The following is a 23,814-nucleotide window of genomic DNA, read 5'->3' on the forward strand; positions in this document are numbered from 1 at the left end:
GAGTCGCCGCCACGGCGAGCTCGGAACGGGAAGCACCCCTCATGAGCCGATCTCACCACCAGCCGCCGCACCGCCGGCCCGTACGGCGCCTGGCCTCCCGGCTGCTGACCGGATCCGTACTGGCCGGGTTCCTCGCCTTCTTCGTGCTGCCGGTGCTGTGGCTCGTCCTCGCGGCGACCAAGACCGACCAGCAACTGGTCCACGACAATCCGCTGTCCTTCGGCTCCTTCCCTGCGCTGAAGGCCAACTGGGACGCGCTCACGGCGTTCCAGGACAACGCCGTCATGCAGTGGCTGGGCAACTCCGCGCTCTACGCGGTGATCTCACTGGTCATCACTCTCGGCGTCGCCATTCCCGCGGGATATGCCCTGGCCATGACCGAGTTCCGCGGCCGGCACACCCTGCTGGTCGCGACGCTGGTCGTGATGCTCATGCCGAACGCCACCCTGGTGGTGCCGTTGTTCCTGGAGATCAACGCGGTGCACCTGATCGGCACGATGTGGTCGATCATCCTGCCGTACTCGTTCTACCCGTTCGGCGTGTACCTGACGTACATCTACTTCACCACCGCCGTACCGAAGGACCTGCTGGCGGCGGCACGGATGGACGGTTGCTCGGAGTTCCGCGTCTTCTGGCACATCGCGCTGCCGCTGGCGACCCCGGTCATCGCGCTCGTGGGCTTCTTCAGCTTCGTCGCCAACTGGACCAACTACTTCCTGCCGTACGTCATGCTCCCCGAGAGCAGCCAGATGCCCATCCAGGTGGGCGTCGGATCCCTGCTCAGCAACGTGCCGTCCTTCAATCCGGCCGTCGGCAACCTCGCGATCGAACGGCCGCAGCTGGCTCTGGCGACGCTCGTGGCCATCACGCCCGTGCTGATCGTCTTCCTCTTCGCCCAGCGCTTCCTGGTCAGCGGGATGCTCGCCGGCGCCACCAAGGAATAGCGGCCCGTCCCGACCGCCCGGCTGTCGTCCCCGGCGTGCGCCGTCCCGCCGCCCGCCCCGAACGGAGATCTCCCATGCCCTTCAGCTCTGCCGACCGCACCCCGGCCGAGGACGCCCCCCGCGAGCCCCCGGTCGCGCCACCCGAGATCGAGGCGGGGGTGCCGCTGCTCGAACCGCCCGGCTGGGCCGTGGCCCAGCGGTCCCTGTTCGACCTCCTCGACTACGCCTGGCGGCGCTTCGCCCACGACTTCACCGGTCCGGACGGACGGCTGAACTACTCCGGCCCGCTGACCACCCGTGATGGTGTGGACGACTTCTACGAGGTGTTCTTCAACTGGCCCCAGCTGTATCTCCTCGGCGGCGCCGACGATCTGCTGCCCGTCAGTGAGAAGCACTGGGAGGGCGTGACCCGGCAGCTCACCGAACTTGGCATGCTGCGCGAGGAGTTCGAGCGCGGATACGACTGGTTCCACCAGGGCGAGAGCCTGCTGCTGCTCTACTTCCTCAGCATGGCCGCCCCCGACCACTGGTCCGAACGCGCCCTGCGCTTCGCCGAGTTGTACGTCGACCCGGCCAATGGCAACTACGACCCCGAGCATCGCGTCATCACCCGCGCGCACAACGGCAGCGACCCCGACCGCACGGGCCTGTTCGACGGTGACGTCTATCCCTGGCTGGAGAAGGAAGCGCAGACGTACGGCTTCCCGCTCGACTGGATCCCCGGGGCCGGCGACCGCCCCCACCCCCTCTCCGCGGACCCGCGTCTCGGCGCGCAGATGCGGGACCGGATGGGCGTCGGCGACACCGCGGTCAACCTCGCCGCGGCCGGGCTGGTCCTCAACGCCTGGATCCTGTCCGGCGAGGACCGCTACCGCGACTGGATCGTCGAGTACGTCGGCGCGTGGCGGGAGCGCACCGAGGCAAACGGAGGTCTCATCCCGGACAACGTCGGCCCGGACGGCGTCGTCGGTAGCCTGCTGGAGGGCCGCTGGTACGGCGGCCACTACGGCTGGTCCTGGCCGCACGGCTGGCACAGCGTGGGCCACGCGGCCTGTGTGGCGGCGCTGGCGGCGGCCACGGTCACCGGGGACGACGACTACCTCTCCATGGTCGCGACCTCCCTCGACGCCCTGATCCAACGCGGCAAGGTGATGCCCCACACCGAAGCGGACTCCAGCCTCCCCTCCAAATGGGCGGTCGAACTCGGCCCCGACATCCACACACCCACCCCGCACCTCCCCTTCCGCCACAACGAATCGGGCTGGTTCGACTACAACCCGGCCACCCCGCCCGTCCCGGTGGCCCTGTGGCACCACACGGCCTCCGCCGCCGACCGCGCCCGACTGGAGGGGCTGCGCGAAGTCGACGGCATCGACTGGCGCACCGTCCGGCCGTTCAGAGCCAAGGAGGAGTCCGGGCACGAGAAGGCGTGGTTCGCCTTCCTCGCCGGCGACGACCCCGGCTACCCCGAGCGGATCCTCGCGACCGCCCAGGCCCAGGTCCGCCACCGCCTGCGGCGCATCGAGCGCTACCGCGACCTGGACGTGCCCGAGGCCGATATCCATGTGTGGCAACAGTCCAACCCCGTGGTCACCGAAGCCCTGGTCCAGCTGACCTGGGGCGGCCCGCAGGTGCTGTACAACGGCGGCCTGCAGCAGGCCCGGCTGCGCTACCACGACGCCGAGACCCGCCGTGCCGGCCTGCCGCCGGACGTGGCCGCGCTGGTCACCTCCATCGACCCCGACGCGACCACCGTCGAACTCGTCAACCTCTCCCCCGAGTCCACGCGCACGGTGATCGTGCAGGCCGGCGCCTTCGCCGAGCACACCATCACCGCCGTCCGGTACACCACCTGCCAGGACGACACCTGGGTAGGGGACATGTACGACTACGGCCACTCCGAGCCCGTCGTGACCGAGTCGGATCAGGTCTGCGACAGCGCCTTCCTGACGGTCCGGCTGCCCGCCTCCAGCCGCGTCAAGCTCACCCTGCGCCTCCAGCTGCGCGCCAACACACCCAGCTACCGGACGCCCTTCACCTCCCAGGAGCGTGTGTGATGAAGCGCATCGCCCAGACCATCGGGCTGCGGCCCGAACGCCGCACGGCGTATCTCGAACTCCACTCCGCCGTCTGGCCCGGAGTCGAAGCCGCCCTGCACCGGGCACAGATCCGCAACTACAGCATCTTCCTCCACGGTGACGTCCTGTTCGCCTACTTCGAGTACCACGGCGACGACTTCGAGGCCGACATGGCGGCACTCGAAGCCGACCCCGAAACCCAGGACTGGTGGAAACTCACCGATCCCTGCCAGGAGCCCTTGCCCGACCGGGGCGATTCACGCCAGTGGACGGAACTCCCCGAGATCTGGCACCTGAGCCCGTCATTGGACGACCAGTGACCCCCACCGCCACCCCGCTCATCGACGCCCACCACCACCTGTGGGACCTCGACGAGCGTCCGCAACCCTGGCTCGACGACCCCGCCCTGGCAACGATCCGCCGCACCTTCACCCCCGACGACCTGCGCACCACCGCCACTCAACTCATCGCGGGCCGCCGTCTGCACAGCACGGTGGCCGTGCAGTGCGTGCCGGACGTGCCCGAGACGGAGGACCTGCTCGCGCTCGCGGAGCGGGAGCCGCTGATCGGGGCCGTGGTCGGCTGGGCGGATCTGACGTCCCCCGGGATCGGCGACCTGCTCGACGGGTTGCGCGCCGGGCCGGGCGGTACATACCTGCGGTCCCTGCGTCATCTCGTGCAGGGCGAGACGGATCCGGAATGGCTGCAACGCCCCGATGTCGAGCGCGGGTTGGCGGCGGCCCGGGACCGCGAGCTCTGCTACGACGTGCTCGTCCGCAGCCATCAGCTCGACCAGGCGATCCGGCTGGCCGAGCGGTTCCCGGACCTGCCCCAGGTGCTCGACCACGCCGGCAAGCCGTCGATCGCCGACGGTGAACTGGCCGACTGGGAACGCCAGTTGCGCCTGTTGGCCGCACACCCGCACGTGGTCTGCAAGGTGTCGGGGCTGATCACCGAGGCGAACCATGAGAAGTGGACCGTCGACGACATCCGCCCGGTGTGGGACGTCCTGCTCTCCGCCTTCGGCCCCGGCCGCTTGATGTTCGGCTCCGACTGGCCGGTCGCGAACCTCGCGGGCGGCTGGAACCGCTGGGCCGCCACCGTGGACGAACTGCTCGACGGCTTTTCCGACACCGAGATCCACGCGGTGCTCGCCGGCACCGCGACCGCCTTCTACCGTCTCCCCTCCGTTTCAGAAGAAGCCGACGTCGCCACGCGCTTCTCCTGACCGGCACGCCCACCCCGACATACGCACCCGTCGCACACACCGACGAACCCGCGCTGGACACCACACACGTCTGCCGACCATCGGTGTCCGCACTGAAGGGACCCTCACGACATTGACTCTTGCCGTCCGTTACGCCTGCGCCCGCACCCTGGACACCGCGGTCGTCCAGCCTTCCGAACCTGGTCCGGGTGAGGTGGAGCTGGCGCCCGCTTTTGTCGGTATCTGCGATACCGATCTGCACATCTTCCACGGTGACATGGATGCCCGGGTCGCGGCGCCCGCTGTTTTGTTCCGACAGCACGCGGCAGCGCCCGCCCGTCACTTCCGCGCTGTCGTTCCGAAGGGGAGGGGTTCGCCGGAACGCAGGTGTTCCCTCAGCCACTGCTCGGTGTTGCTCACGTGCAGCAGTGCGGCGGCCTGGCTGAGGGCGGAGTCACGGGTGGACAGCGCGTTGAAGATCGCCTCGTGCTCGGTGAGAGTGCGGCCGGCGGCCTTGTCGTCGACCAGACCGCGCCAGATGCGGGCACGCAGGGTGCGGCCGGAGATCCCTTCCAGGAGGGTGAGGAGAGTCTCGTTACCCGTGGCCGAGACGACGGCGCGGTGGAAGGCGGCGTCGTGGGCGTTGAGCTGTCCGACGTCGTCGCGGGCCTCGCGCATGGCGTCCAGGTGCCGCTTCACCTCGGCCAGTTGGGCGTCGGAGATCCGGGTGGCGGCAAGCGCCGTGGCGATCGGTTCGAGCAGCCGCCGTACCTCCATGAGGTCCTGCAGGGCGACCGAGTCGCCCTGCAGCAGTTCCACCGCGCCGCCGAGCCCCTCCAGCAGCAGGCTCGGCTGGAGGCTGGTCACATACGTGCCGTCGCCCCGCCGGACCTCCAGGACCCGCGCGACGGCCAGCGCCTTGACCGCTTCGCGGGCGAGGTTGCGGGACAGTCCCAGCTGGGCGGCCAGGTCCGGCTCCGGCGGAAGCTTCGAGCCCGGAGGCAGGGCACCGGACCGGATCAGCTCACGGATCTCCTCAATGGCCTTGTCCGTCAGAGACACCGCTCATCCCTCCCCCCACCGTGCCCCGTGAGCACGTCCGACCTGATCAGCCCCTGAGCGCGGAGATCGCCCCAGAGGCTATCCGGGACTTGCCGATCATGGAGTTCCACGTTTCGTCCGACCTGTTCCGCAGTCCGCATGCCGAGGGTGACGTTGATGATACTGGGATGCGTGTACGGGAAGGCGATCGCGGCGGCGGGCAGAGTGGTCCAGTGGCCTGCGCAGACCTCGGCGATCGTCCGAGCGCGGGCGACGAGGGCCGGCGGGGCGTCCTGGTAGTCGTATTTCATGCCCTCGGCGGGCCGGTCGCTGGAGAGCAGGCCCGAGTTGAAGACGCCGACCGCGACGACGCTCTTGCCGTGTTCCTGTGCGGCGGGCAGGACGTCGTCCAGTGCGGACTGGTCCAGGAGGGTGTAGCGGCCGGCGAGCATGACCACGTCGGCGGCGGTCTCGCGCAGGAAGCGGGCGAGCATCGCCGACTGGTTCATGCCGACGCCGATCGCGCCGATCACACCCTGGTCGCGCAGTTCCGCGAGCGTGGGCATGGCCTCCTCGGCCGCCTGTCGCCAGTGGGCGTCCGGATCGTGCAGGTAGACGATGTCGAGGCGGTCCAGACCGGTGCGCTCCAGCGTGTCCTCGATGGAGCGGAGCACACCGTCCCGGCTGAAGTCCCACTGCCGGCGCAGGTCGTCCCGCACGACGAAGCCCTCGGTGTCCACGCCGCGCGGTTCCTCGTTGGGCACCAGCAGCCTGCCCACCTTGGAGGAGATGACGTACTCGTCACGCGGGCGACCCCGCAGGGCGGCGCCCAGACGACGCTCGGAAAGGCCGAGGCCGTAATGCGGGGCGGTGTCGAAGTAGCGGATTCCGGCCTCCCACGCCACGTCGACGGCGGCTGCCGCCTCACCGGCCGGGGTGACCCGGTAGAGGTTGCCGATCACGGACGCCCCGAAGCCGAGCTCGGTGACGGAGACGGATGTGTTCTGGATCTTCCGGTGGTGCAAGACGTGCTCCTGGGATACGGGCGACGGGGCGCCGGTCAGCGACTGACGTGGGCCGACCCGCCCGCGATGAGCGCCTCGACCTCGGCGAGCGAGGCCATGGAGACGTCCCCGGGCGTGGTCATGGTGAGCGCGCCGTGGGCGGTGCCGTAGGCCAGGGCGCGCTCCAGGCCTGTGTCGCCGAGCAGCCCGTACATCAGGCCGGCGGCGAAGCCGTCGCCGGAGCCGATGCGGTCCAGGACATGCAGGGCGGGCATCCGCGGGCCGGTGACGAAGCCCGTTTCGGCGGACCAGGCGGCCGAGGACCAGTCGTTGATCCCGGCCGAGGGCACCTCGCGCAGGGTCGTCGCCAGTACTTTCACCTCGGGGAGCAGGCCGGCCACCTCGACGAGCGCGTCCGCCACCTCGTCGGCCCCGACGCGTGCCTGTCCCGGGTACGTCCCGGCCAGGCCCAGGGCGCCCACCACGACGTCGGCCTGCCGGGCGAGCCGCAGATCGACCTCGCGGGCACGCTCGGCGCCGCCCCGGCCCGGCCAGAGGCTGGGACGGTAGTTGGGATCGTAGGAGACGGTGACGCCGTGGCTGCGGGCCGCGGCCATGGCCTCGTCCGCGACGTCCACCGTGGTGGCGGACAGGCCCGCGAAGATGCCGCCGGTGTGGAACCAGCGCACCCCGCCGGAGAACACGGCGTCCCAGTCGACCTCCCCTTTGCGGAGCTGGGACACGGCGGTGTGCGCGCGGTCGCTCACGCCCAGCGCGCCGCGGATGCCGTAGCCGCGTTCGACGAAGTTCAGCCCGTTGCGGGCGGTGCGGCCGATGCCGTCGTCGGGTACCCAGCGGATCAGCGAGGTGTCGACGCCGCCCTGGAGGATCAGGTCCTCGACGAGCCGGCCCACGGCGTTGTCGGCGAGCGCGGTCACGACGGCTGTCCGCAGCCCGAAACAGCGGCGCAGTCCCCGGACGACGTTGTACTCGCCGCCGCCCTCCCACACCTGGAAGGAGCGGGCGGTGCGGATCCGTCCCTCGCCCGGGTCGAAGCGCAGCATCACCTCGCCGAGGGCCACCACGTCGATCACGTCGTGCTCCTCTCCACCGCGTCGGCCGTCAGGCGACGGATCTCCTCATAGTCGCCCTTGTCGAGGTGCGCGGGGGTGGCCATCCAGCTGCCGCCCACGGCGAGGACCGTCGGGTCGGCGAGGTAGCCGGCCAGGCGGGAGGCGTCGATCCCGCCGGTCGGCACGAAACGCACTCCTGGGAACGGCGCCGCGAGCGCGCACAGCGTCCGCCCGAGCGCTTCGGCGGGGAAGAGCTTGATGGTGGTGATACCCGCTTTCAGGGCACGCATCAACTCGGTGGCGGTGGCGATACCGGGCACCACGGGCACCCCCAACGCGCGGCACTTGGCGATGACTTCCTCGTCGAAGCCGGGCGAGACGACGAAGCGGGCCCCGGCCGCCACCGCCCGTTCCGCCTGCTCTGCGGTGAGGACCGTGCCGGCGCCGACGGCCAGGCCACCGTGGGCCGCCATCGTCTTGAGCACCTGCTCGGCGCCGGGGGTGCGGAAGGTGACCTCGGTGCACCGGGCGCCGCCCGCCGCGAGCGCGTCGGCCAGCGGGCCGGCCGTGGCCGGTTCGGGCACGGTGAGCACCGGCATCACGCGGGCGCCGGCCAGCACGGCGGCCAGGTCGGTGCCGGTCATCGGCCCAGCCATCCGCCGTCGACGGGCAGCACGACGCCGTGGACGTAGGCCGCAGCGTCCGAGGCCAGGAAGACGGTGGCACCGGCCAGGTCGTCGGCGTCGCCCCAGCGGCCGGCCGGGATGCGGTCCAGGATCGCCCTGCTGCGCACCGGGTCGTCCTGCAGCGCCTGGGTGTTGTCGGTGGCGATGTAGCCCGGTGCAAGCGCGTTGACGTTCACCCCGCGCGGCGCCCACTCGTTGGCCAGCGCCTTGGTCAGACCCGCGATGCCGTGCTTGGCGGCGGTATAGCCCGGCACCGTGATGCCACCCTGGAAGCTGAGCAGCGACGCGGTGAAGATGACCTTCCCCTGGCCGCGGGCGACCATCGACGCGCCCACCGCCCGGGTCAGCGCGAACTGCGCGGTGAGGTTGACCTGGAGCACCAGCGCCCAGTCCGCGTCCGTGTGTCCGGCGGCCGGGGCACGGCGGATCGTGCCCGCATTGTTGACCAGGATGTCCACCGGGCGATCGCGTCCGGCGAGGTCCGCGCCCAGCGCTCGTACGGCCTCCGGGTCGGCGAAGTCGGCCCGGACCGCCTCGAAGCTACGGCCGGCGGCGTGCACGTCCTTCTCCACCGCGCTGCCGGACTCCTCCAGCGAGGCACTCACACCGAGGACATCCGCGCCGGCCCCGGCCAGGGCACGGGCCATGGCCCGGCCGATACCGCGCCGGGCCCCGGTGACGACAGCGAGCTTCCCGGTGAGGTCGAAGGCGGTCATCCGGCCACTCCCTGGGCGTCGTCGATGCAGTCCACCAGGATCTTCATCACGTCACCGCCGCCCTCCAGGGCAGCGAACGCCGCGGGCGCCTCGGTGAGCGGCACGACCTTGCTGATCAGCCGCTCGGCCGGAATCGTGCCGTCCGCCACCAACGCCACCGCCAGCTCGAAGTCCGAACGGCCGTACAACCGGGCGCCCACCAGGGTCAGTTCGCGCCAGAAGAAACGGTGCAGGTTCACCTCACGGGGGCGGGGATGGATGGCGACCAGGCAGAGACGGCCACGCACTCCGAGGACGTCGACGGCGGTGTCCACGCCGCCCGCCGCGCCGGACACCTCGAACGCGACATCCGCGCCCGCATCCTGCGTCCACTCGCCGACCAGGGCGCCGATGTCGTCCGCGGCCGGGTCCCAGACGGTCAGCCCCAACTCCTTGGCCAGCAGCCGACGGTGGGCGCTCAGCTCCACCAACCGCACCTCGGCACTCGCGGCCCGCGCGACCAGCGCGATCAGCACACCGACCGGCCCACCGCCGACCACCACGACCTTCTCGCCCTCGGTGACCTTCGCCCGGCCCACGTCGTGCACGGCCACCGCCGTCGGCTCGACAAGCGCGGCCCGGTCCAGGGCCAGCGACTCCGGCAGCCGGATCAGCGTCGAGGCGGGCACCGTCCAGCGCTGCTGCATCGCACCCGGCGAGTCGATACCGATGAAGTCCAGGTGCTGGCAGATGTGCTGGTGCCCGGCCCGGCAGGCCGGGCAGGTGTCGTCCCAGCGCAGCGGCATCACGGTCACCGCGTCACCAGGCGCCCAGCCCTCCACACCCGGCCCAACCCGCACCACGCGGCCGGACATCTCGTGTCCCAGAACGGCGGGCGTATCGACCCGGGCGTCCATGTCGCCGTGGAAGATGTGCAGATCGGTACCGCAGATCCCCACGTAGGCGGGAGCCAGCTCCACCTCACCCGGACCGGGCGGGGAGGGCTCGACGGGAGCCGTGTCCAGGGTTCGGGCCGATGTGTAACGGACGGCAAGAGTCATCGTGTCGTCAGGGTCCCTTCAGTGCGGACACCGATGGTCAGCAGCAGGTTGGCGTAGGTACGGGTGTCGGCGGTGACGATGGCCAGCGCCAGGTCGGGCGAGCGGGCGGCGTCGTAGAACTCGAAGCGCCCGAGCGTCTCGACCGGGATGGGTGCCAACATCGAGCGGTACTCGGCGATGGCCGGTGGCTCCGGTTCGCCCTCCGCCGGCACCATCACGTGGGCCGCCTCGACCGGCAGGGCGCGCAGCAGGACGTCGAGCACGGTGGTGACGTCCAACAGGCCGGGCGCCAGGTTGAGGTGGACGGTCCTGGCGCGCTCACCGGTGGCGGTGCTAGCCGGGTAGTGGCCGTCCGCGAGCAGGACGCGGGCGCCGTGACCAGCGCCGGCCAGGGATTCGAGGATGCCGGGATGCAGTAGTTCGGTCAGGAGCACGGGAGTGTCCTCTCCTTCTGTCCGACGGCGGCGGCGCAGCGGTCCGGCACGTCGGACACTTCAGACACGTCAGACACGGGCGGACCAGACCGGGCCGTCGGGGTACGTGTACTCCTTGAGGGATTCGGGGCGCATCTGCGCGCTCAGCCCCGGCAGCATCGGCGCCAGGTAGTGGCCGTCGACGATGCGGACCGGGTCGACGAAGTGCTCGTGCAGGTGGTCGACGTACTCGATGACGCGGTCTTCGACCGTGCGGGATACGGCCACGTAGTCGAACATCGACAGGTGCTGGACCATCTCGCACAGGCCCACGCCGCCGGCGTGCGGGCAGACGGGGATGCCGAACTTGGCGGCAAGCAGCAGGATCGCGATGTTCTCGTTGACGCCGCCGACCCGCGCGGAGTCGATCTGCACGATGTCCACCGCGCCGGCCTGGAGGAGTTGCTTGAAGACGACCCGGTTGGCGATGTGCTCGCCGGTGGCGACCTTGATGGGGCTGACGGCCTTGCGGACGGCGGCGTGGCCGAGGATGTCGTCGGGGGAGGTGGGCTCCTCGATCCAGTACGGGTCGTAGGGGGCCAGGGCGCGCATCCAGTCGATGGCGGGCTGGACGTCCCATCTCTGGTTGGCGTCGACGGCGATGCGGATGGAGTCGCCGACCGTTTCGCGGGCGGTGCGCATGCGGCGTACGTCGTCCTCCAGGTCCGCGCCGACCTTCAGCTTGATCTGGGTGAAGCCGTCGGCGACGGCCTCGCGGGCCAGGCGGGCCAGTTTCTCGTCGGAGTAGCCGAGCCAGCCGGGGGTGGTGGTGTAGGCGGGGTAACCCCGGTCGAGCAGGTCGCCGATGCGCTGTTCGCGGCCGCGTTCGGCGCGGCGCAGGATCTCCAGGGCCTCCTCGGGGGTGAGGGCGTCGCTGAGCCAGCGGAAGTCGACCTGTGCGACCAGGTCCTCGGGCGACATCTCGCCGAGAAACCGCCACACGGGCTTGCCGGCCCGCTTGGCGGCGAGGTCCCAGGCGGCGTTGACGACCGCGCCGGTGGCCATGTGGATGGCGCCCTTCTCCGGGCCGAGCCAGCGCAGTTGGGGGTCGTGGACCAGGGAGCGGGAGAAGGCACCGAGGTCGCCGCAGACCTCCTCGGCCGAGAGGCCGACCACGTGTGGGGCGAGGGCCGCGATGGCCGCCGCCTGGACATCGTTGCCGCGGCCGGTGGTGAAGGCCAGGGCGTGGCCCTCGAGTCCGTCGCCGGCCTCGGTGCGCAGGACGACGTAGGCGGCGGAGTAGTCGGGTTCGGGGTTCATCGCGTCCGACCCGTCCAGGTGCTCGGACGTCGGGAAGCGTACGTCCAGGACGTCCAGGGCGGTGATGCGGGCAGAAGCCGGGGAAGCGGGCAGCGCGGATGACATGGCGGCAACTCCTGTAAAAGCAGGGGCAATACGGGCCCTTGCGACGTGAAATGGGGCGGCGCAGGGTGTCGGGCGGCCCTAAGGGCCGCCCGGTTCACTCCTGGACCTTGCCGCCCGTGATGCGGGAGATGGCGAGGGCGACCAGGATGATCAGGCCGTTGAGGGCGCCGATCCACTGGGCGGGGACGCCGCCCAGGGTGAGCACGTTCTGGATCATGAAGAGCAGCAGGATGCCGCAGAACGCCCCGAACATGGTGCCCTTGCCGCCGTTGAGGCTGATCCCGCCGATCACGGCGGCGGCGAAGACGGTGAAGATGTAGCCGTTGCCCTGTGCGGAGGCGACGGAGGCCAGCCGTCCGGAGAGCATCAGCCCAGCAAGGGCGGCGAGCACGCTGCCGGTGACGATGACGATCCACAGCACCCGGTCGGTGCGGATGCCGGCCGCCTTCGCCGCATCGACGTTGCCGCCGATGGCGTACAGCGAGCGGCCGAAGCTGGTCCAGCCGAGGACGACGATGGCGACGGCGAACAGGACCAGGCAGATCCAGATGGAGGCCGGCATCCCGAACCATTCGGCGGTACCCAGGTAGAGCATCGACTCGGGCAGCTGGAAGAAGGTCTGGCCGCCGGAGATGCCCGTGAGGACGCCGCGCAGCACGATCAGCATGCCCAGGGTGACGATGAATCCGTTGAGACCGAAGCGGATGATCAGCAGGGCGTTGATCACGCCGACCAGCGCGCCCACGGCGAGCGTGACCGGGACCGCCCAGGCGCCGGACAGCAACCCGAGACCGTGTCCCGCGCCGGTCGGCACCACCAGCCAGGCCGCCACGCCGGGCGCGAGGCCCATCGTGGACTCGAGGGACAGGTCCATCTTCTTGACGATCAGGATCATCGCCTGGGCGAGGACCAGCAGGGCCATCTCGGACATGGTCTGCAGGACGTTGATGAGGTTGTCGGACTGCAGGAAGACCGGGTTGACGATCTGGCCGACGATCGCGATGACAACGATGGCAGGGACGAGCGCGAGATCGCGCAGGCGCGCCAGGGGTATCCGGCCGCCGAGCAGCGTGGTTCGCTTCGCTTCCGTTTCCCTGGGGGCGGCAGTGTCCGCGAGGACGGTTTCAGGCATGGAGGTCCACTCCTTCCATCGCGGCCACGAGGTCGTGGTCGTGCCAGCCGCGGGCGATCTCTGAGGTCACATGGCCCTGGAACATCACCAGGACCCGGTCGCACATGCGCAGATCGTCGAGTTCGTCGGAGGCGATGAGCACTCCGGTGCCGGTGGCCGCGGTCTCCTCGACCTTGCCGAGGAGGAACTCCTTGGATCGCACGTCCACGCCTGCGGTCGGGTTGATCAGGACCAGCAGACGCGGGTCGTTCGCCAGGGCGCGGGCCATGACGACCTTCTGCTGATTGCCTCCGGAAAGGGCGGAGACGGGCAGTTCGGGACCGGGGGTCTTGATCGCGAGGTACTCGATCATGCCCTCGGCGAGCCGGTCCCGGCGGCTGCGGCTCAGGAACCCGTTCGAGCCGAGGCGCTTCGGTACGGACAGTGTGGAGTTGTCCGCGATGGACATGTCGGGCACGAAGCCCTGATGGTGCCGGTCCTGTGGAACGAACCCGGCACCGGCGGCGAGCGCCGCGGGCACACTGCCCGGCCGGGGCCGCTGCCCGGCGATCTCCACCTCGCCCGCCGCTGCCGCCCGCAGCCCTACGACGGTCTCGGCGACCTCGGTACGTCCGCTGCCGGCGGCGCCCGCGAGGCCGACGATCTCACCGGCCCCGACCTGGAAGCCGACGTCGTCGTACGCGTCGCCTCGCAGAGCATGAACGCTCAGTGCGGCCGTGGCGCCGGGGGTGAGGGTGCTTGCCCGTTCCTCGCGCCGGCCGGCTGCCGCCTCACCGGTCATGGCGGCGACGAGTTCGACGCGGGGGAGCTCCGCGACCGGCGCGGTCACGATGTGCCGAGCGTCGCGGAACACCGTCACCATGTCGCAGATCTCGTAGACCTCCTGGAGATGGTGGCTGATGAACAGGAAGGTCACGCCCTGGCGTTGGAGGTCGCGGATGCGGTCGAAGAGCCGGTTGATCGCCGCCCCGTCGAGCTGGGCGGTCGGCTCGTCGAGGATGATGAACCGCGCCCCGAAGGACAGCGCGCGAGCGATCTCGACGAACTGCCGCTGCTCGACGCTCAGTTCGCCCGCCGGGGTGTGCGGGTCGACGTCCACCGACCAGGTCGCCAGCAGTTCCTGGGCGCGGCGACGGGTGGCCTGCCAGCTGATGAGCCGGCTGCGTCCGTGGTCGTGCCGGTGCAGGAAGAGGTTCTCGGCGACGGTCAGCGTGGGGATGATCGTGGACTTCTGGTAGACGCAGGCCACGCGTTGCCGCCAGGCGTCCCGGTCGGCGGGCCGGGGCGCAGGCTCGCAGCCGAAGGTGACCGTTCCCTCGTCGGGGGTCTGAAGGCCGGTGAGGACCGACACCAGGGTCGACTTGCCCGCCCCGTTGCGGCCGACGAGCGCGTGGGTCTCGCCGGGCCTGATGGTGATCCGGGCGCCGTTCAGGGCCACCGTCGGACCGAATCGTTTGACTATGCCCGTCGCCTCGACGACGGGCGGGTCCGAGAGGGCCCGTCCGTCATCCGCCGGGGCGGGCACGGGGGTGATCGCTCGCTCCCCGTCGCTCATCTCAACCGCCTTGTTCTCGTGAGCCGTTGCGTGCCGGAGGAGGGATCAGCCGAGGTTGTTGCCCCACAGCGACTTGTCGTCGCTCTTGACGCTGGGCACGCCGCCATAGGTGCCGCCGTCGGAGGTGACGAGCGGGGCGGAGAGCTGGTCCTCCAGCACGCCGTCGCGGACCTTGATGATGGTGCTGTCATGGTCGGTCTTGCCGGGCTTGAACGTCTTTCCGTCGATCGCGGCCTTGAGGTAGAACAGGGCGTACTTGGCGTAGAGGTCGGCGGGCTGCGAGACCGTGGCGTCGATCTTCCCGGCGGCGATGGACTTGAGCTCCTCGGGGATGCCGTCGTTGGACACGACGAAGACGTGCTTCCTATCCTTCGGGTCGACCAACAGGCCCTTTTGCTTGAGGACTTGGAGCGTGCCGGACAGGGCGAAGCTGGCCTCCATGTAGACACCCTTGATGTCCGGGTGGGCGGTCAGGTCGGTCTGCAGCTTCTGCGCGGCGACGGCCCCGTCCCAGTTGGTGGCCTCACCGAACACCTTGATGCCGGGGTAGTTCTTCTTCATGCAGTCGTTGAACGCCTCGGTGCGGTCACGGCCGTTGATGGAGTCGAGACCGCCCTCCAGCATGACGACCTTGCCCTTGCCGTCGAGCTTGGTGCCGAGGTACTGACACGCCTTCTCGCCGTAGGCCCGGTTGTCGGCGCGGACGACCATGTAGACGTTGCCGGTGTCGGGACGGGTGTCCACGGTGACGACCGGGATCTTCTTCGACTCCAGCTGCGCCAGGGTCGGCGCGATGGCGGCGGTGTCCTGCGGGGCCATCGCGATGCCCTTGACGCCCTGGCTGATGAACGTCTGTGCGTTGGCGGTGAGTTTGGCGACGTCGTTCTGCGAGTTGGTGGTCTTGAGCGAGAGGCCGAGCTTCTTGCCGTAGTCCGGCGTGTACTTGATGTACGAGTTCCAGAAGTCGGTGTCGGAGCGCGGATAGTCGACGCCCACGAGCGGCGCGTCACCCGCCGACGCCGACGTGGAGCCGCTGCTGCACGCACTGAGCAGCGCGAGTGCGGACAGGGTGGAGACGGCGGAACAGAGGGCGGTTCTCAGTCTCATCGGTGCTTCCTCGCGCCGGTCCCGTAGTGGGAAAGGTTTCGCTTCGACGACATCCACGTATCGCCGCGCAGTAGAGATGGGATGTTTATAGAGCGACTTTCGGCCGCTTGTCCAGCCCTCTGCGCAAGTCACGATGAAATCCCAGCTCGTAGACACCCGCGAGTACGGGAGAGGCATCCATAGGGAGAATATCCATCCCATCAATCGCCGCCCTTAGATGTCTCACGGCCCACCATGAAGTACTGCAAGACATGCCATGTTTATGTGACCGCAAGACATGCCAGATCAAGATAAATCCGTCATCTCGCCCGATACATTGGCCACTTTCATCCCTGCACGCTGATTGACATCCCATGGCGGCATGGCCGACCTTCATGCGTGGCCCTGTATTCCCCCTGTCCCCTTCCGCATCAGGGATGTGTCCATGTCGAGCTCGATCAACAGACGCCAGTTTCTGGCCTCCGCAACCTGCGTGGCCACGGCGGCCGTTGCCGGAGGGCTGTTCGGCGCCGGCGTCGCCCAGGCGGCGCCCAGCACGTACACGCCCGACTGGAACTCGGTCGACCAGCACCTGCCGGCCCCGGAGTGGTTCCAGGACGCGAAGTTCGGGGTCTACTTCCACTGGGGTGTCTTCAGCGTCCCCGCCTACGACAACGAGTGGTACCCGCGCAGCATGTACCAGGCCGGGAGCAACGCGAACCAGCACCACATCGCCACCTACGGCCAGCCCTCGGCATGGCCCTACCACAACTTCATCAACGGAGCGAAGGACCTGGCGGGCAACACCGTGAAGTTCGCGCCGAAGCTGAAGTCGGCCGGCGGGAAGTTCGACCCCGACGAGTGGGTGCAGCTGTTCGTCGACGCCGGCGCCAGGTTCGCCGGCCCGGTCGCCGAGCACCATGACGGTTTCTCCATGTGGGACAGCCAGGTCAACGAGTGGAACTCGGTGGACAAGGGTCCGGGGCTGAACCTGCTGCGGCTGTTCTCCACGGCCATCCGCGCCAAGGGCCTGAAGCTACTGGTGGCCATGCACCACGCGTACCACTTCAACGGCTTCTACGAGTTCGTCCCCGCCCAGACGGACCCCAGCCTCAAGAAGCTCTACGGGCAACTGGGCTCGACCGCGGAGAACCAGCTCTGGTACGACAAGCTCAAGGAGGTCATCGACCGCGCCCAGCCCGACATCCTGTGGCAGGACTTCAAGCTGGACGCCGTCGACGAAACGCAGCGGCTGAACTTCCTGGCGTATTACTACAACCAGGCCAACAGCTGGGGCCGTGAAGTCGTCGCCACCTACAAGGACGGCATGAACGGCAAGGGCGAGGTCTTCGACTACGAGCGCGGTGGTCCCGCCGACCTCACCACTCCGTACTGGCTGACCGACGACAGCATCTCCAGCTCCAGTTGGTGCTACACCCAGGGCATCGGCTACTACACCATCCAGCAGATGCTGCACTCGTTCATCGACCGGGTCAGCAAAAACGGCAACGTGCTGCTGAACATCGCGCCGATGGCCGATGGCACCATCCCCCAGGCGCAGAAGGACATCCTGCTCGGTATCGGAGACCATCTGAAGCGCTTCGGCGAGTCGGTCTACGCGACCCGCGCCTGGACGACGTACGGCGAAGGCCCGACGAAGATGGGCGGCGGTGCGTTCACCACCCCGCACGCCGGCACGCCGCAGGACATCCGCTTCACCCGCAACAAGGCCGACAACGTCCTGTACGCCACCGTCCTGGGCTGGCCCGGCAGCTCCCTGACGGTCAAGACCCTCGGCTCGGACCGGATCAACCTCTCCTCGCTCAGCTCGGTGAAGCTTCTCGGGAACACCGTCGGCACCTACATCGACCTGCCCACGCCTGCCCAGAACTCCTCCGGCCTCACCGTCACCCTGCCGTCCTCGGCGCCGTACAGCGCGGGCGCCTACGTCCTGAAGCTCACCTTCTCCGGCACGATCCCCGGCCTGCGGCCGCTCGCCGGCGCCATCGCCTTCGCGGACGTCAACTACACCGGCAACGCCGCCGTTCTCACCGTCGGCGACTACACCGCGGCCGATCTGACCGCGGCCGGACTGGGCCCGCGCACCCTCTCCTCCCTCCGACCGGCCCCCGGCTACCAGGTGATCGGCTACTCCGGAGACAACTTCACCGGCACCTCCTGGACCTTCACTGCCGAGAACCCCGACCTGCGCGTCACTGGCAACAACGACCAGATCACCTCGCTGAAGGTCCAGTTCAACCCGGTCACATACTTCCGGATCACCAACGTCACCAACGGACTCGCCCTGGACAGCGGCGGCGACGTCGCCTCCGGCTCCAACCTCAAACAATGGACCCCGGGCGGCAGCACCAACCTGCAGTGGCAGGCGGTGGCGGTCGGCGGCGGCTACTACAAGCTGGTCAACCGCACGAACGGCATGGTCGCCGACGGCTGGGGCGCCACCTCCGACGGCTCCGCAGCCAGACAGGCCTCTTGGAACGGTGGAACCAACCAGCAGTGGACAATCACCCACCGCGGCGGCGACCACTATTCCATCGCCAACCGCACCACCGGCCTGGCCCTCGACGGCGGCGGCAACGTCGACTCCGGTTCGATCACCAAGCAGTGGACCTACGGCAGCAGCACCAACCTGCAGTGGACCTTCACCGCGCTGTAGCCGGCGCAGCGCACTACCGCGGACGTGGCGACGCAATCCGTGCCGCGCGAGCCGGACCTGCCTCAGTTGCGCGACGTTCGGCTTCAGCGCGATTCCGCAGAGGGGCAGCCTTTCTCCATGGATGACCGTGATGCGGATCGTGCCGCCGCAGCCGCTGCCGTCGCACTCGTCGGCGCGATCCTTACCGGGGCGGAGGCGCTGTTCGCCGCGCGGCCGTGGACGCATACGCCGCACGCCCTGGACGTCTCGTAGTCGGTGTGAAGGCTTCAGTAGGCGGTGTCGGGCCGGATCCGGCGCCGTATCAGGTGAGGAGAGGTGATCGTGTCGCTGCCGCCTCGACACCTCCGACGTCAGCTCCGAAGACTCGGGAAATCAGCAGGCGCAGCACTGTTCCCGTGTACGGCGGCGGAGCGATCCTGTTGCGTCAGGGATGCCAAAGCGTGCCTCCACGCGCCTGGGCACGTGTCCCGGGGACAGCCGGCCACACTCAGTGAAAGGGACACAAATGCAGAGAGATGACATGCATATGACATTCCGTTCGTGGTGGGACGTGGGAGGCGTACGGCAGTGCTGACCGCGGTGACGGCCTTACTGGCGGCGCTCCTGAGCGGACTGGGTGCCGCTGGGGCGGCGCAGGCCGCCACGGTGGATACGAGCGCGTCGTACGTGCTGGTCAACCGGAGCGGCGGCAAGGTGCTCGACGTGGTGGGCGCGAGCACCGCCGACGGGACGGGCCTCACGCAGTGGCCCCGCACCGACGGCGCCAACCAGCAGTTCCAGTTCGTCGACTCGGGCGGCGGCTACTACCGGCTCAGGGCGCAGCACTCCGGCAAGGTGCTGGACGTGCTCAACTTCTCCACCGCCGACCACGCGGACATCGCGCAGTGGAGCGACGACAACGGCACCAACCAGCAGTTCCGGCTGGCCGACTCCTCTGACGGTTACGACCGGCTGATCAACCGCAACAGCGGCAAAGCCGTCGAGGTCGACAACGCCTCCACCGCGGACGGCGCCAAGGTCGTGCAGTACACCGACTGGGGCGGAGCCAACCAGCAGTGGCAACTCGTCCGCGCGACAGGAGTGCTGGCACAGGTGCACACCGCCGGACGGGTCAAGGACGCCGGCAACACCGTGCAGTACAGCTGGCCTGGTGTGTACTTCGAGGGCCGCGTCATCGGCACCGGCGTGGGCATCGTGCTCAACGACTCGGCCGCCGACTACGACGTCCAGGTCGACGGGACCACCGTCGCCACACTCGTCACGCCCGGCGACACCACGCACTGGATCAACGACCTGTCAAACCGCACGCACACCGTCCGGCTCGTCAAGCGCAACGACACCCCGGGGGACACCAGTACGTTCGGGGGCTTGCTGGCCGCGCCCGGCGGTGCCGTACTGAGCAAACCGGCCGCCCGCAACCGCCAGATCGAGTTCATCGGCGACTCCCTCACGGTGGGCTACGGCAACCTCTCGACCTCACGCACCTGCACCTGGGACCAGGTCAAACGGAACACCAACTCCGATGTGAGCTACGGCGCCCTCACCGCCCGGCAACTGAACGCCGACTACCAGATCAACGGCTACTCGGGCCTTGGCATGGTGCGCAACTACAACGGAGGCTCGCCGGACGTCACGTACCGGACCTTCTACGACCGTGCCCTACTGAACGTGTCCGGCGACGTCTGGCAGAACCCGGGCACCTGGCGCCCCCAGGTCGTAGTGGTCAACCTGGGCACCAACGACTTCTCGACCGCCATCAACCCCGGTGAGCCGTGGACACCGGACAGCCTCGCCGCCGGCTACCGCAGCGCCTACGGCGACTTCATCCAGAAGCTCCGCACGCGCTACGGGGCCACGACCACCATCGTGGCGGTAGGCGCCGGCCAGTACGCCGACCATGTCCAGCGGGTCGTCAAAGCGCGCAACGACGCCGGCGACAGCCGGGTCCGCTACTGGTCCCTCGACGACTCGGGCCTGGACCTTCTCGGCTGCGACTGGCACTACTCGGCCCACGACGACCGACTCATCGCCGACCGGCTCACCTCGTTCATCGCCGGTCTGCCGACAGGCTGGTGACGGCACGGGCGGCTACGGGCGGCTACGTCCGGTTCAGTACGACCGAGTTGATCGCCGTCAGGTTGAAGACACCGAACTCGTTGAGCTCGATGGCGGTCACGCAGTCGACGCCGTTGTAGCCGTTGCACAATCGAGCGGTGGCGTTGCCGCTGCCGTACTGGTTGTTGAGCACCTAGTGGTCGCCGAACTGGTCGCTCAGATTGTGGGCACCGTAGCTGTAGAAGATGTCCGTCGGCGTGCTCGTATGGATGTCCGCACCCTCGGGGTAGATACACACCGCCCCGCCCGGACAGCCGTACACGGGCCTGTCATTCGCGTGTGCCGAGCCGGTACCGACCGCCGTCAGAGCAGCCGCGGCGATGGCGAGCGCGGCGGCGCCCCGCGTGATCCTGCGCATAATGGTCTCCCTCAGTCCGCGGCCGACCGCCGTCGGCCGCCACCCCTGCGAGCCGAGGTCGACGACCTGATCGATGACGGGTCGTGACCTGCGGTCTTCGCGCCAACCCTGCGACGGTTACGCCGCCTCGTCCATGAATTCGATCCTGTTCAAAGCGACTCGGCGACATTCGCCGGCGGGCCTCGCCGTAACAGCGAAGGAACCCCAGCCGACGCGCGTCTGGGGTTCCTCGAGACGGTGAGCAGGTCAGCGCAGCAGGGTGAGGACACCCGGCCGCCAGGGCAGTTGGTCGTAGGGTCCGCCCGCGGTGGGGGACTTGCCCTGGTAGAGGAACTGCAGGTTGCAGGGGTCGATGGTCATGGTCTGGTCCGGGTCGTTGCGGACCAGGTCACCGTGGCTGATGTCGTTGGTCCAGTTGGCACCGCTGTTGGCCTTGCCCGCGAAGGGGTTGCTTTCGCTGGCGGCCTGCGGGGTCCACGAACCGCCCAGGCTGGAGGCCGTGAACGAGCGGAAGTAGCGCCCATTCGCACCTATCGCCTCAACGATCATGAGGTACTGGTTCTGGTCCTTGACCTTGTAGACCTGCGGCGCCTCGAACAGGTTGTTCGTCGAGTCGCTCATGATCGTCGTGTACGAGGAACCGAAGTTGCCCGGGAAGTTCCCGATCGGCATGCTCGCACGGTAGATCTTGCCGTTGTCACCGGCGAAGAACAGGTACATGTTCTGGTCGTCGGCGATCAGGGTCTGGTCGATCGGGGCGGAGTTGGGGATGCTGCCGGTGAACAGCGCCTGCGGCGCGGACCAGCCGTTGGGGTTGGTGGGGTCGCTCGACGTGCGGTAGAAGAAGGGCCACGCACCCCACTGGGACGCCAGCACCCAGATGTTCTTGGGTGCGAAGTAGAACAGCGTGGGCGCCACCGTGGACTGGTTCATCCCGGTCTGGCCGGCCGACGCCATGTCCGACCAGCTCGTGAAGGGACTGAACGCCATCGAGCCGTACCCCGATCCCGACACGTTCGACGCGTAGACCAGATGCTTGCCGTTGTACACCACGTTGGAGAAGTCCTTCAGCGAGGCCCACCCGTTCGCGGGCTGCGCCAGCACACCCGTCGACGACCACCGGTATGTCGACGGAAGAGCACACAAGCCGCCCGGCGTCCCGGACAGGCCGGTCCACTTCTGGTTGCTGCCGCCGTTGCAGGTCCAGATCTCCACCGCCGAGCCGTTGGCCGTATTGGCGCCCGTAACATCCAGGCACAGCCCGGACTCCACGCCGACGATCGTGCCGTCGGAGTTCACCCGCCACTGCTGGTTCGCACCGCCGGTACAGGTCCAGATCTGCACCCGGGTACCGGCCGCGGTGGCATGGCCCGGAACATCCAGGCACTTGTTGCCGTACACGGTGAGCTGGTTGCTGTCCGTCGACGTCCACTGCTGGTTGGTCCCGCCCGAGCAGTCCCAGATCTGCAGGTACGTGCCGTCGGTCTGGCTGGCGTTCGGCACATCGAGACACCGGCCGGAACCAACACCGCGTACGGCGCCGCTGGTGGCCGCCTGAGCCGGGTTGGCGACGAGCATCGCCGCCAACCCGACCAGGACCGTAACTGCGGCGGCGAGCACCACAGACAGATGCCTGCGGCTGAAACTTCGTCTGCGCATGGGGACCTCGTCATCCTTGGCGAAGGGGTTCCGGTTGGCCTCGTCTAGAGGCTGTCCGGACTGTCGATGTGGTGCGGTTCGTAGCGGTCCGTGGGCACCGGGCCGATCCTTTACGGCTTCCCGCCGTTCAGGTCACACTTGGCGCCGAAGTCGAGGACGGGCACCGAGTGGCCAGCACGTATTGATGAGGTCATGACATATGCGTCGCGCGACACGCCCCTTACGACTCGGCCGTTGCGGTGGGCGTGACCCGGAGGTGCCCTGCTGTGCGAGGGGAGCGGCTCTGGTACGTTCGTCATACCGAACGAGGATCGAAGTGCCGAGCAACCTGGATCATAGGGAACCGATGAACGGCGTCAATACCTCGCGCATGATTCGCGAGCAACGCCGAAACATTCGCAGGGCGCCATGAATGAAACGCCGCAGGCGAAGCCGATCGATGGAACGAGAAGGTTCGGCGTCGGCAAGGCAATCCCGCCGCCCGCTGCAGCGCAGAACGCGCCCTCGCCCAAGCCCAGTTGCTCACGAACAGCGGCCGCTTGCATGGGGTCGTGCCCCCGCCGCGGTGGAGGCCGGGGCCGTTTTTAGCGGGTTTGACGGTGAGAGGCTCGGCCACCTTCCAGGCGCGCCGCTGACCTAGCCATACGCCATCACGCGTCGGCGGCCCCGATGAACTCGCGCACGGCGCTGCGCGGGTCCCCCGAGCGGACGAGTGCCTCGCCGACCAGCGCTACGTCGGCTCCCCAACCGCGGTACCCCGCAACGCCCTTCGGGCCCGTCACTCCTGATTCCGCGCCCCTAACCGTGCCTTCGGGGATGCCCGTCACGAGGTCCGCGAACACGGTGCGATCCACGTCCAGCGTTGTCAGGTCCCGCGCGTTGATGCCGAGAAGCTCGGCTACTGCGGCAGCGCGCCGGACTTCGTCGGCCGTGCGCCTCCACGAGCGGCGTGGGACCCAACTCCTTGCACAGCCCCATCAGGTCGGCGAGTTGGGCATCGTCGAGCGACACGACCATGAGAAGCGCAAGATCGGCGCCGTGCGCGCGAGCCTCCCACAGCCGATAGGGGTCGACGATGAAATCCTTGCGCAGGACGGGCACGTCGACCCGGGCACGCACGGCGTCCAGATCGGCGAGGGAGCCGCCGAAACGCCTGCTCTCGGTGAGCACGCTGATCGCAGCGGCGCCGCCGGCCGCGTACTGGGCCGCGAGGGACGCGGGATCGGGGATGTCCGCCAGCGCAACCTTGCTGGGACTCTTCCGCTTCACCTCGGCGATGATCGACACCCCGGGCGCACGGAACGCGGGCAGGGGGTCAAGCGCGGATACCGCGTCCGCTGCCCGGGAGCGCAGCTCCGCCAACGACCTCGCACGCTTGCGTTGTTCCAAGTCATCGCGAACCCCCGCGAGGATCCCATCGAGAACGGTCGTTGCCCTCTCCCTGTCGAATCGATCACGGCGGGCGTATCGACCTGCCTCGGAGCGCGGGAATTGAACTTCTCGTGCACCAGCAACCATACATGGGGTGTTACTGGGTGACTGCCGGAGAGGGGGAGCGGCAAACAGGCCGTCGGAGCAGCGGCGACGATCAAAACGCCGCAGAGT

General features: G+C 68.9%; 21 protein-coding genes and 2 pseudogenes. 8 read left to right on the top strand and 15 right to left on the bottom strand.

The genetic code is table 11. The features are described 5' to 3' along the window. Positions 1–41 precede the first annotated feature (41 nt). From AAFF41_RS03820 to AAFF41_RS03840, 5 genes and pseudogenes are all read left to right on the top strand, one after another. On the top strand, positions 42–944 hold the full coding sequence (locus AAFF41_RS03820; protein ID WP_343323461.1) for a carbohydrate ABC transporter permease: 903 nt from the start codon (positions 42–44) through the stop codon (positions 942–944). 74 nt (positions 945–1,018) lie between these two features. Next, positions 1,019–3,001: a DUF8034 domain-containing protein gene (locus AAFF41_RS03825; protein ID WP_343323462.1), complete on the top strand. Its 1,983-nt coding sequence runs from the start codon at positions 1,019–1,021 to the stop codon at positions 2,999–3,001. Next, positions 3,001–3,342: an L-rhamnose mutarotase gene (locus AAFF41_RS03830; RefSeq protein WP_319753256.1), complete on the top strand. Its 342-nt coding sequence runs from the start codon at positions 3,001–3,003 to the stop codon at positions 3,340–3,342. Before AAFF41_RS03825 ends, AAFF41_RS03830 begins: the two co-directional genes overlap by 1 nt. Further along, positions 3,339–4,250 (top strand): amidohydrolase family protein, encoded by a 912-nt coding sequence (locus tag AAFF41_RS03835; protein ID WP_319753255.1) that lies wholly within the window; start codon positions 3,339–3,341, stop codon positions 4,248–4,250. The genes AAFF41_RS03830 and AAFF41_RS03835 overlap by 4 nt, the downstream gene beginning before the upstream one ends. A gap of 112 nt (positions 4,251–4,362) precedes the next feature. Then, positions 4,363–4,539, top strand: a pseudogene (locus tag AAFF41_RS03840) (Zn-dependent alcohol dehydrogenase); the annotation flags it as partial. Positions 4,540–4,568: 29 nt separating this feature from the next. Here AAFF41_RS03840 and AAFF41_RS03845 read toward each other — a convergent pair. From AAFF41_RS03845 to AAFF41_RS03895, 11 genes are all read right to left on the bottom strand, one after another. Further along, a complete protein-coding gene (locus tag AAFF41_RS03845; RefSeq protein WP_319753254.1) occupies positions 4,569–5,291 on the bottom strand; it encodes a FadR/GntR family transcriptional regulator in 723 nt (240 codons plus the stop codon). Then, positions 5,282–6,295: an aldo/keto reductase gene (locus AAFF41_RS03850; RefSeq protein ID WP_343323463.1), complete on the bottom strand. Its 1,014-nt coding sequence runs from the start codon at positions 6,293–6,295 to the stop codon at positions 5,282–5,284. The genes AAFF41_RS03845 and AAFF41_RS03850 overlap by 10 nt, the downstream gene beginning before the upstream one ends. A gap of 35 nt (positions 6,296–6,330) precedes the next feature. After that, positions 6,331–7,368, bottom strand: a complete 1,038-nt coding sequence (locus AAFF41_RS03855; RefSeq protein ID WP_319753252.1) for a sugar kinase — start codon at positions 7,366–7,368, stop codon at positions 6,331–6,333. After that, positions 7,365–7,991 (bottom strand): bifunctional 4-hydroxy-2-oxoglutarate aldolase/2-dehydro-3-deoxy-phosphogluconate aldolase, encoded by a 627-nt coding sequence (locus AAFF41_RS03860; protein WP_343323464.1) that lies wholly within the window; start codon positions 7,989–7,991, stop codon positions 7,365–7,367. The genes AAFF41_RS03855 and AAFF41_RS03860 overlap by 4 nt, the downstream gene beginning before the upstream one ends. Then, the gene (locus AAFF41_RS03865; protein ID WP_343323465.1) at positions 7,988–8,749 is read right to left on the bottom strand and encodes an SDR family oxidoreductase; all 762 of its coding nucleotides are present in this window, start codon (positions 8,747–8,749) and stop codon (positions 7,988–7,990) included. Before AAFF41_RS03865 ends, AAFF41_RS03860 begins: the two co-directional genes overlap by 4 nt. Further along, positions 8,746–9,789 carry a zinc-dependent alcohol dehydrogenase gene (locus AAFF41_RS03870; protein WP_319753249.1) on the bottom strand — a complete coding sequence of 348 codons (1,044 nt, stop codon included), beginning with the start codon at positions 9,787–9,789 and terminating at the stop codon, positions 8,746–8,748. The genes AAFF41_RS03865 and AAFF41_RS03870 overlap by 4 nt, the downstream gene beginning before the upstream one ends. Then, positions 9,786–10,223 (bottom strand): RbsD/FucU family protein, encoded by a 438-nt coding sequence (locus AAFF41_RS03875; RefSeq protein ID WP_319753248.1) that lies wholly within the window; start codon positions 10,221–10,223, stop codon positions 9,786–9,788. Before AAFF41_RS03875 ends, AAFF41_RS03870 begins: the two co-directional genes overlap by 4 nt. Positions 10,224–10,292: 69 nt before the next feature. Further along, positions 10,293–11,627 (bottom strand): enolase C-terminal domain-like protein, encoded by a 1,335-nt coding sequence (locus tag AAFF41_RS03880; RefSeq protein WP_343323466.1) that lies wholly within the window; start codon positions 11,625–11,627, stop codon positions 10,293–10,295. Positions 11,628–11,721: 94 nt separating this feature from the next. Then, positions 11,722–12,759: an ABC transporter permease gene (locus AAFF41_RS03885; protein WP_319753246.1), complete on the bottom strand. Its 1,038-nt coding sequence runs from the start codon at positions 12,757–12,759 to the stop codon at positions 11,722–11,724. Continuing rightward, positions 12,752–14,314, bottom strand: coding sequence for a sugar ABC transporter ATP-binding protein (locus AAFF41_RS03890; RefSeq protein ID WP_343323467.1), 1,563 nt, complete (start codon positions 14,312–14,314; stop codon positions 12,752–12,754). Before AAFF41_RS03890 ends, AAFF41_RS03885 begins: the two co-directional genes overlap by 8 nt. A 45-nt stretch (positions 14,315–14,359) precedes the next feature. Then, positions 14,360–15,421 (bottom strand): sugar ABC transporter substrate-binding protein, encoded by a 1,062-nt coding sequence (locus tag AAFF41_RS03895; RefSeq protein ID WP_343323468.1) that lies wholly within the window; start codon positions 15,419–15,421, stop codon positions 14,360–14,362. 424 nt (positions 15,422–15,845) lie between these two features. On the opposite strand from AAFF41_RS03895, the gene AAFF41_RS03900 reads away from it, so the two are divergent. The 3 genes from AAFF41_RS03900 to AAFF41_RS03910 all read left to right on the top strand — a co-directional run bounded on the left by AAFF41_RS03900 (position 15,846) and on the right by AAFF41_RS03910 (position 20,153). Further along, on the top strand, positions 15,846–18,077 hold the full coding sequence (locus tag AAFF41_RS03900; RefSeq protein ID WP_343323469.1) for an alpha-L-fucosidase: 2,232 nt from the start codon (positions 15,846–15,848) through the stop codon (positions 18,075–18,077). A 117-nt stretch (positions 18,078–18,194) separates the two neighbouring features. Next, positions 18,195–18,329 carry a hypothetical protein gene (locus AAFF41_RS03905; protein ID WP_319753242.1) on the top strand — a complete coding sequence of 45 codons (135 nt, stop codon included), beginning with the start codon at positions 18,195–18,197 and terminating at the stop codon, positions 18,327–18,329. A 288-nt stretch (positions 18,330–18,617) separates the two neighbouring features. Continuing rightward, a complete protein-coding gene (locus AAFF41_RS03910; protein ID WP_425526102.1) occupies positions 18,618–20,153 on the top strand; it encodes an RICIN domain-containing protein in 1,536 nt (511 codons plus the stop codon). A 22-nt stretch (positions 20,154–20,175) separates the two neighbouring features. Here AAFF41_RS03910 and AAFF41_RS03915 read toward each other — a convergent pair whose 3' ends face one another. The 4 genes and pseudogenes from AAFF41_RS03915 to trpC all read right to left on the bottom strand — a co-directional run bounded on the left by AAFF41_RS03915 (position 20,176) and on the right by trpC (position 23,622). Continuing rightward, positions 20,176–20,325, bottom strand: coding sequence for a hypothetical protein (locus AAFF41_RS03915; protein ID WP_319753240.1), 150 nt, complete (start codon positions 20,323–20,325; stop codon positions 20,176–20,178). Beyond that, a complete protein-coding gene (locus tag AAFF41_RS03920) occupies positions 20,326–20,550 on the bottom strand; it encodes a hypothetical protein (RefSeq protein ID WP_319754079.1) in 225 nt (74 codons plus the stop codon). It lies immediately after the preceding gene. A gap of 246 nt (positions 20,551–20,796) precedes the next feature. After that, entirely contained in the window at positions 20,797–22,209 is a 1,413-nt protein-coding gene (locus AAFF41_RS03925; RefSeq protein WP_343323470.1) for a non-reducing end alpha-L-arabinofuranosidase family hydrolase, read from the bottom strand. A gap of 650 nt (positions 22,210–22,859) precedes the next feature. Continuing rightward, a pseudogene (trpC, locus tag AAFF41_RS03930) lies at positions 22,860–23,622 on the bottom strand (indole-3-glycerol phosphate synthase TrpC). Between the last annotated feature and the right edge of the window lie 192 nt (positions 23,623–23,814).

It is taken from the genome of Streptomyces mirabilis (assembly GCF_039503195.1).
GTDB lineage: Bacteria > Actinomycetota > Actinomycetes > Streptomycetales > Streptomycetaceae > Streptomyces > Streptomyces mirabilis_D.